At 51.6% G+C, this 8,704-nt stretch carries 5 protein-coding genes and 1 rRNA gene; 5 read left to right on the forward strand and 1 reads right to left on the reverse strand.

All coding sequences use genetic code 11. From position 1 onward, the window contains the following. The first annotated feature begins 184 nt into the window (after window positions 1-184). Window positions 185-1,525 (forward strand): MATE family efflux transporter, encoded by a 1,341-nt coding sequence (locus BMW41_RS13495; protein ID WP_074650701.1) that lies wholly within the window; start codon window positions 185-187, stop codon window positions 1,523-1,525. A gap of 330 nt (window positions 1,526-1,855) precedes the next feature. Beyond that, window positions 1,856-2,890, forward strand: coding sequence for a 3-deoxy-7-phosphoheptulonate synthase (locus BMW41_RS13500; RefSeq protein WP_074650702.1), 1,035 nt, complete (start codon window positions 1,856-1,858; stop codon window positions 2,888-2,890). A 169-nt stretch (window positions 2,891-3,059) separates the two neighbouring features. On the opposite strand, the gene BMW41_RS13505 is transcribed toward BMW41_RS13500, so the two are convergent. Continuing rightward, entirely contained in the window at window positions 3,060-3,935 is an 876-nt protein-coding gene (locus BMW41_RS13505; protein ID WP_074650703.1) for a LysR family transcriptional regulator, read from the reverse strand. Window positions 3,936-4,131: 196 nt separating this feature from the next. Between BMW41_RS13505 and BMW41_RS13510 the strand changes: the two genes are divergently transcribed. The 3 genes from BMW41_RS13510 to BMW41_RS13520 form a co-directional block, all read left to right on the forward strand. Next, the gene (locus BMW41_RS13510; protein WP_074650704.1) at window positions 4,132-6,147 is read left to right on the forward strand and encodes an ABC transporter ATP-binding protein; all 2,016 of its coding nucleotides are present in this window, start codon (window positions 4,132-4,134) and stop codon (window positions 6,145-6,147) included. Continuing rightward, entirely contained in the window at window positions 6,147-7,922 is a 1,776-nt protein-coding gene (locus BMW41_RS13515; RefSeq protein WP_074650706.1) for an ABC transporter ATP-binding protein, read from the forward strand. The genes BMW41_RS13510 and BMW41_RS13515 overlap by 1 nt, the downstream gene beginning before the upstream one ends. A gap of 622 nt (window positions 7,923-8,544) precedes the next feature. Further along, window positions 8,545-8,704: ribosomal RNA gene (locus BMW41_RS13520) — 16S ribosomal RNA — on the forward strand; the annotation flags it as partial.

The following is an 8,704-nucleotide window of genomic DNA, read 5'->3' on the forward strand; positions in this document are numbered from 1 at the left end:
CAGCACGCTATTTCACTAAGCGGCAAAGCCGCTAAGTGAAATATGTGTCGCTAAGAGCTTCGCCAAGGAAGCTGTCACCTAACGGTGACCAGCGGCGGCACGCAAAGTCCGCGACTTCCCCTCAGAAATGAGGGGACGGGGAACCAAAGTCCGCTGGCGAACGTTGAGGATACGGAGGGATAGAATGGAAAACGAACTTTTTGAACGGGCGCCGATTCACAGGGCGTATCTGAAAATGGCCATCCCGGTTGTTCTGAGCATGGTCGTGCAGCTGATCTACAATATGGTGGACACCTACTTTATCGCATTGACCGGAAACACTGATCTGATTGCCGGTGTGTCGGTCTGCGCGCCGCTCTTTATGCTGATGCTGGCGTTCGGTGATATCTTCGGCCTTGGAGGAAGCAGCGTGATCTCAAGACTTCTCGGCTGCGGAAGTCATGAAGATGCGCGACGTCTCAGCATTTTCTGCCTGTACGGCGCAGCGGCGTTCGGTGTGGCCGTGTCTTTTGTGATGATGGCATTCCGGACCCCGATCCTTGCATTTCTCGGCGCGGACGGCGCTTCGGTAAGTTATGCCTCCGGATATTACACCTGGATCGTGATGGGAGCGGCGTTTATTATTTTTTCTCTGGTCCCGACGAATCTTCTGCGGTCGGTTGGTTCACCGAATGCATCCATGATCTCATCATTTATCGGCGCTGTCGTGAACATGGTTCTGGATCCGGTATTCATCTTCGGACTCGGCATGGGAGCCGCCGGTGCGGCCATCGCGACTGTGATCGGATACATCTGTTCGGATGTGTTTTCCATCTGGTATATATGGAAAAAATGTCCGCTGATGTCCCTCGATGTCCGGAAACTCAGGATCTTCCGTCCGGAGCTGGTAGCCATTTTTTCAATCGGACTGCCGGCTTCCGTCACAAACTTTATGCAGACCATCGGCATGATCATTACCAACCGAAATCTTCTGCCGTACGGCAATGAGTCTATCGCGGTCATGGGAATCGTTCTGAAAGTGGTCAATATTGCCGCACTTGTGATCGTCGGTCTGGGATTTGGCGGTCAGCCGCTGATGGGCTACACTTACGGCGCAGGCAATATGCCCCGATTCCGCAGCGTGATGAAGTTTGCGCTTCAGATGGTCTGCGGGTGCGGAGCGGCAATCGCGGCAGTTCTTGCGCTGATTGCACCGGTTATGGTCGGCGTATTCATCAAAGATGAGGCGCTGATCGCGCAGGGATCGGTAATGCTTCGGCTTCAGATGCCGAGTATGGTGCTGATGGGGATCGGACTGGTCATGATCTGCGCGTTCCAGTCGACAGGAAAAGGCCTTCCGTCTCTTCTTCTTTCGATCTGCCGTCAGGGAGTGGTGTATGCCGCGGTGATGGCGGTTATGTCTGCCATGTTTGGATATACGGGCGTCATTTCCGCGCAGCTGGTGACAGATCTGGTGACGACAGTGATCGCGTGGATACTGTTCCGCGTCTTTCTTGCGGGGGAGATCACAACGGAGTGGATTTAATAGCGGGTTGATCGATGGGAACGATGAGCCATCATCGTGAAGAGAAAAAACGGTTCAGCGCTTCCGGATGGTTATGAATCAAATCGGACACTGCTCTGAGAAAAAAACGCTTTAAAGCCTCTTTACTTTAAAGTGCAAAAGAAGTATAATCGTCGGTATCTTCGGAAAAAGAAAAAAGGAATCCGATATGGAGATTCCCTTTCCGGAGAATACCGGCGTTTTTTGCGGCATACGAACAGCAGAACGGTGCCGCGATTGCAGACGAAATGCAGAACACCTGCGTTGCCGTGCCGGTCAGATTCAGTGGATGGCAAAGGGAGGAACATCATTATGGATATGGATATGCAGTTCATCAGAAAACTTCCGATTCCGAAGCTCCTGAAGGAGCGTTATCCGGTGACGGAGGAGATGGCGAAGATCAAGGAAGCGAGAGATCAGGAGATAACCGATATCTTTACCGGAAAAAATGATAAGTTTCTTCTGATCATCGGACCGTGTTCGGCTGATCGCGAGGATTCGGTTCTGGATTACATGAACCGGCTGATCAGGATTCAGGAAAAAGTGAAGGACAAGATTTTCATCATTCCGCGATGCTACACGAACAAGCCGCGAACCAGGGGAACCGGCTACAAGGGCATGCTTCATCAGCCCGATCCGGAAGGTGAGGAAGATCTTCTGGAGGGAATCATCGCGATCCGTGAGCTTCATCAGCGTATTGTGCGGGAGACCGGCTTTACCTGTGCGGAAGAAATGCTGTATCCGGAAAATCACCGCTATCTCTCGGATCTGCTCTCTTACGTGGCGATCGGTGCAAGATCGGTGGAAGATCAGATTCACCGCATCACTGCCAGCGGTGTTGGCATCCCGGTCGGCATGAAGAATCCGACCGGCGGAGACATGACGGTCATGATGAACTCGATCTATGCGGCGCAGTGCCCGCAGCGGTTTCTGTATCGCGGATGGGAGGTCCAGACCAAGGGGAATCCTCTGGCACATGTGATTCTGCGCGGAAGCGTCGACAAATACGGCATGAATACACCGAACTATCACTATGAAGATATTATGGAAGTTCTGAAAATGTATCAGGAAAATGATCTTCCAAATCCGGCGGTCATCGTGGATACCAACCACAACAATTCCGGCAAGAAATATCTGGAACAGATCCGCATCGCGAAGGATGTGCTTCACAGCATGCATGTGAATCCGGATGTTCGCAGCATCGTGAAAGGCCTGATGATCGAGAGTTACATCGAAGACGGCGCACAGACAATCGGCGAGGGCTGTTACGGAAAATCCATCACCGATCCGTGTCTTGGCTGGGAAAAGAGCGAAAAACTGATTTTGGAACTGGCAGAGATGCTTTGAGAACATGACGCCCCATCTCCTCAGGAATGAGGGGATGGGGCGTTGAAGTCTTCGGAATGTCTTTCATCCATCGTTTATGCTTATAGCTGTTTATACTTATTTTTTGACTGTGAAAAGTCAGGGACAGGGCTTCCGCGCCGCAGTCTGCTGAACGAATCTGTCCGCTCTTTTATGATGATTTCCTTGGGACGCGAAAAGTCCGGAACAGGGCTTCTGCGCCGTCAGAAAGAATCCGCCCGGCCGGACGGACCAGGTAAAGGGTACTGGCAAGATCTTCATCCGCCAGTGCGCGGAAAGGAAGATCGGGTGCGGCATTGAGGGCGGATGCGGGAAGAAGCGCCGCGCCGAATCCTGCCCTTGCCCACTGAAGACTTGTTCGCGCGTCGTCATTGACACAGTAAAAATCAAGGGAAAAAGAGGAATTCCGAAGTTTTTCCCGGATAATCTTCTCCCAGCGGCGGTAGCAGACAAGCGGAGTGCCTTCCAGATCGGAGAGATGAAGCGGTCCGCCCGGAAGTCCCCTCAGAAATTCTTCCTTTCCCGCGATCACCATGTGATCCTCCTGCAGCGGGATCTTGTCGAGACCGCGATCCGGGAACGGGGTTCGGATGACGGCCAGCTCAATCTTTTCACGCTCAAGTTCTTCCAGAATCTCATACGTGTTCCCGTCATAAATCGAAAAGCGGACATCCGGTGAAATGCTCTGAAAGGCCGCAATTCCGTTAAAGAATGCGCGGCAGGAGCCGGAGGAGATGACACCGATGCGGACGGTTCCCTGTTTGCCCTCCCGGACGCGAGCAAGATCATGCTCTGCGAGATCCCGGAGTTCAAGGATTTTCCGGGCATAGGAGTACAGGTGACGGCCGGCTTCAGTCAGACGAATCTGTCTGGATCCCCGTTCAAAAAGCCGGACGCCGTACTCTGTCTCCAGATTTCGGATCTGCAGGGAGAGAGGCGGCTGGGACATATGAAGTCGGCGCGCCGCGCCGGAAATGGTTCCGGTCTCGACGATGACGGCAAAGTAATGGAGCTGATCAATGTTCATGGTATCTCCTTAAGGTATGAGAATGGAATGGAAATCTGCCGGAAATCCTGCCGGGATTCCACCGGGAAATGATGGGAACCCCTAAAACAATAATCTATATACATTCGATATGGATACTAACAAAAGATATATGCCTTATATGGATTTTAATATGATATGATGATTTCGGCAATGTAAAATTGCAGGAGGATTAACCATGAAAAAGATCATGTATTATATCCGGGCATACCGGACGGAGGCGGTTCTCGCCCCGTTTTTTAAACTGCTGGAGGCATTGATGGACCTGTTTGTACCGATTGTGGTGGCAAGGATCATCAACAACGGTATTGCCCGCGGCGATATGGGTTACGTCTGGCAGTCATTTGCGATGCTGATTGCGCTGACTGCACTCGGGATGGGGTTTTCGTTTACTGCCCAGTGGTTCGCGGCGAAGGCCAGTGTCGGCGCGGCGACCGGACTCCGGCAGGATCTCTTTGATCACATCCAGAGTCTCTCCTATACCGAAATTGACCGTTTGGGTACCGATACGCTGATTACCCGTATGACCAGCGATGTCAATCAGGTTCAGACCGGAATCAACATGTCGCTTCGGCTTCTTCTGAGAAGTCCCTTTATCGTATTTGGCGCGATGATCATGGCCTTTGCGATTGATGTGCGGTGCGCGCTCATTTTCCTCGGTGCGATTCCGGTGCTCTCGATTGTGGTTTTCGGGATTATGTTCCGGTCAATTCCGATGTTTGCCCGTGCACAGGCAGCACTCGATCGTCTTCTGGGAACAACCCGCGAGAATCTGACGGGGGTGCGTGTAATCCGTGCATTCTGCAAAGAAGAGGATTCGATTCGCGAGTTTGAGGAGAGGAACGACACGCTGACCCGCATGAATGAGGCAGTCGGAAAACTGTCCGCTCTGATGAATCCGGGAACTTATCTCCTGATCAATGCCGCAACGATCCTTCTGATTCAGCAGGGAGCGATCCGTGTGGAACTCGGCGCGATCCGACAGGGAGATGTGGTTGCTCTCTATAATTACATGGCGCAGATTATCGTGGAACTGATCAAGCTTGCGTCACTCATTATTACCATCAACAAGTCCATTGCCTGTGCCGAGCGCATCAGCGCGATGTTTGACGTGAAGAACACCATGACGTACCGGAAAATGCCGCAGAAAGCGGGTGGATACGGCAGGAATGGAAGCGGAGAAGAAAAGACAGGCACAGATGGAACGTGCGGAAGCACAGAGGAAAGGGCCGCGGCAGACTGCACGAGCGGAAGCACAGAGGAAAAGGCCATCGCAGACGGCAGCGATACGGATTCCTCCGTTTGTTTCCGGAATGTGACATTTTCCTATGCAGGATCCGGGGCGGATGCGGTTACCGGGATCTCGTTTGAGACGAAGTCCGGCGAGACCATCGGCGTGATCGGCGGAACCGGAAGCGGAAAGAGCACGGTCGTGAATCTGATCCCTCGTTTTTATGATCCGGACTCCGGAGAGGTGTGGATCGGAGGAAAGGATGCCCGCGATTACGCGGAGGGTGAGCTGATCCGGAAGATCGGAGTGATTCCACAGAAAGCGGTTCTCTTTGAGGGGACGATACGGGAGAATCTTCGCTGGGGAAATCCGGATGCTTCGGACAGGGAGCTTTGGGAGGCAATTGACCTCGCACAGGCGAGGGAAGTTGTGGAGGGAAAAGACGGAATGCTGGACGCGAAGATCGAGCAGAACGGGCGGAACCTCTCCGGCGGACAGCGGCAGAGACTGACGATTGCCCGGGCGCTGGTCAAGAAACCGGAGATTCTGATCATGGATGACTCGGCGAGTGCGCTGGATTATTCGACGGATCTCGCCCTTCGACGGGCGATCCGGAGTCTTCCGGGCAATATGTCCGTCTTCATCGTCTCGCAGAGAACATCCAGTGTGCGGGAGGCAGACCGAATTCTCGTTCTGGATGACGGAAAGCTTGTCGGAAACGGCACTCACGAAGAACTGATGAGAGACTGCGAGGTCTATCGGGAGATTTATTACTCCCAGTTTTCGGATGAACGGCCGGAGGAAGAAACGGAAAGAAACGCGGAAAGAAACATAGAACGAAAAGCCGATGAGGATCCGGGAAAAACGGCGCGGCGGTTTGAAACACCGGTGACGGAATTCGAAGCGGGACGTGGGGTTCAGCCGGGGGAAGGCGATGAAACAGGGAAGGAGGCGATGGTCTGATGGCAGAGAATCGAAATGACAAAAGCTTTCGGGATTCATCTTCTTCACAGACACTGAAGAAGGTTATGCGGGTGATCGGAAACTATAAAATCCTTCTGGCGTTCAGCATTCTTCTGGCCGGAATTTCCGTGGTCACCCAGCTCTACGTGCCAATTCTTTTCGGAGAAGCAATTGACCGGATCATCGCACCGGGAAACGTTCATTTTGCGGAAATGGGATCGTACCTCCGGAACATCGGAATGGTTGTCGCAGTCTCTTCCATTGCGGCATGGGCCATGAACCGGATCAACAACTGTCTAACCTACCGTACGGTACGGGATATCCGGTCGGATGCGATCCGGAAGATTCAGAAGCTTCCTCTTTCCTATCTGGACAGTCATTCCACCGGCGATGTAGTTCAGCGGGTGATCGCGGATGTCGATCAGCTCAGCGACGGACTTCTTCTCGGTTTCACACAGCTGTTTTCCGGTCTGATTACCATCGGCGTGACGCTGATCTTCATGTTTTCCAAAAATATTGAGATTACCCTGATCGTGCTGGTGCTCACTCCAGTCAGCTTCCTTGTGGCCAAATTCATTGCCGGCAGATCTTTTCAGATGTTCCGGAAACAGACCACAACCCGCGGGCGGCAGACAGCGCTGATCAACGAGATGATCGGAAACGAAAAGATTGTGAAAGCTTTCGGTCACGAGAAGGCAGCATCCGAACGGTTCCGGGAGATTAACCTCGAACTGGAGAAATATTCCCGGAGTGCAATATTTTTCAGCTCTCTGACCAATCCGTCCACGAGAGCCGTGAACAATGTGATCTATGCGGTGGTTGCGCTGGTGGGAGCACATCGGATTCTGAACGGCTCTCTGACCGTAGGAGGACTCTCAGTGCTTCTGGTCTATGCCAACCAGTATATGAAGCCGTTCAACGACATCAGCTCGGTCGTGACGGAGCTTCAGAATGCACTTGCCTGTGCAGCGCGGGTATTTGAACTGATCGAAGCCCGGCCGGAAAGCGCGGACTCAACAGATGAACTGCAGGAAAGTCGGGGAGAGGTTGCACTGGATCATATTGATTTCTCATATAATAAGAAGAAACCACTGATTCAGGATTTCAGTTTTTGCGCGGAACCGGGCACAACAACGGCAATTGTCGGACCAACGGGATGCGGCAAGACAACTCTGATCAATCTCCTGATGCGGTTTTATGATACGGATTCCGGCAGTATCCGGATTGACGGGCAGGATATTCGGGAGGTTTCCAGACATTCCCTTCGACGCACTTATGGTATGGTGCTTCAGGATACCTGGATGAAAGCGGGAACTGTTCGGGAAAATATCGCATTCGGAAGGCCGGATGCGACGGATGAAGAGATTATCCGCGCGGCAAAAGAGGCAAGAAGCTGGGGATTTATCCGGCGCATGCCCAGGGGCCTGGACACACCGGTCACCGATGACAGTTTGAGTCAGGGACAGAAGCAGCTTCTCTGCATCACAAGAGTTATGCTGTGCCTTCCGCCGATGCTGATTCTGGATGAGGCGACATCGAGCATCGATACGAGAACGGAAATTCTGATTCAGGAGGCGTTCGCAAAGCTGATGAAGGGGCGGACGAGTTTTATTGTCGCACACCGTCTTTCGACGATCCGCAATGCAGACCAGATTCTTGTCATGCGGGACGGAAAGATCATTGAGCAGGGAAATCATAGAGAGCTGATGGCGAAAAATGGCTTCTATACCAATTTGTATAATTCTCAGTTTGCACAGACGGCGGAGAATGCCTGAATGTTGAACACGGGGCGCGGAATGCGTAAGCCGGAACGGTTAATGCAGAACAGTGAATGCAGAACGGTGAACGATGAATGTGAATTCCAAACACAAACCGGTAGTATTTAATAAATTGTATATGATATTAACACAATATCAAAAAATAAGACTGTAAAATCATTTTCGGAGGGGCGCCGCGGCGCTCCTCTTTTTACGAAAATGGCGGGAATACAGGGTTTTCCTGCTTTTGATCCATCAAACAGAAATTGTTTTAAAAAAATATAAAATTCGCTTGACGAATCTATTTCAGGGTGATAAGATAGGCTCCGTTGCGAATGAAACGCAGCGCCGATCCGGACCAGAAGCGATTCTCATATCAGCGGGGACGGAACGAAAACAAATAACAGAATAAAGAAGTTCTTGACAAGGCAATTAAGATTTGATATGATAATTAAGTCGCTCGCCTGACGAGAACGACGAGAACATTGAAAACTGAACAGTATATAAAACCCTGAAAATTCCAAGAACAAAGGCCGATAAGGTAGAGGCCTTAAGTTCGAGAGATTTTCAAGAACAAAACCTTAAACAGTAATAACGGTTAAGAATAAGCCAAGCTTAAGTCTAAACCGGATCAAACTTTTAACGAGAGAGTTCGATCCTGGCTCAGGATGAACGCTGGCGGCGTGCCTAACACATGCAAGTCGAACGGAAATTACAGAAGGAAGTTTTCGGATGGAATTTTGTAATTTTAGTGGCGGACGGGTGAGTAACACGTGGGTAACCTGCCCTGTACCGGGGGA

Origin of the sequence: [Clostridium] aminophilum (genome assembly GCF_900101295.1) — a bacterium.
GTDB classification, from domain to species: Bacteria; Bacillota; Clostridia; order Lachnospirales; family Lachnospiraceae; genus Clostridium_R; species Clostridium_R aminophilum_A.

Bases quoted from the DNA above. Each gene is read 5' to 3' on its own strand.
- BMW41_RS13495 (WP_074650701.1), top strand. From the start codon at position 185: ATGGAAAACGAACTTTTTGAACGGGCGCCGATTCACAGGGCGTATCTG.
- BMW41_RS13510 (WP_074650704.1), top strand. From the start codon at position 4,132: ATGAAAAAGATCATGTATTATATCCGGGCATACCGGACGGAGGCGGTT.
- BMW41_RS13515 (WP_074650706.1), top strand. From the start codon at position 6,147: ATGGCAGAGAATCGAAATGACAAAAGCTTTCGGGATTCATCTTCTTCA.
- BMW41_RS13500 (WP_074650702.1), top strand. From the start codon at position 1,856: ATGGATATGGATATGCAGTTCATCAGAAAACTTCCGATTCCGAAGCTC.
- BMW41_RS13505 (WP_074650703.1), bottom strand. From the start codon at position 3,935: ATGAACATTGATCAGCTCCATTACTTTGCCGTCATCGTCGAGACCGGA.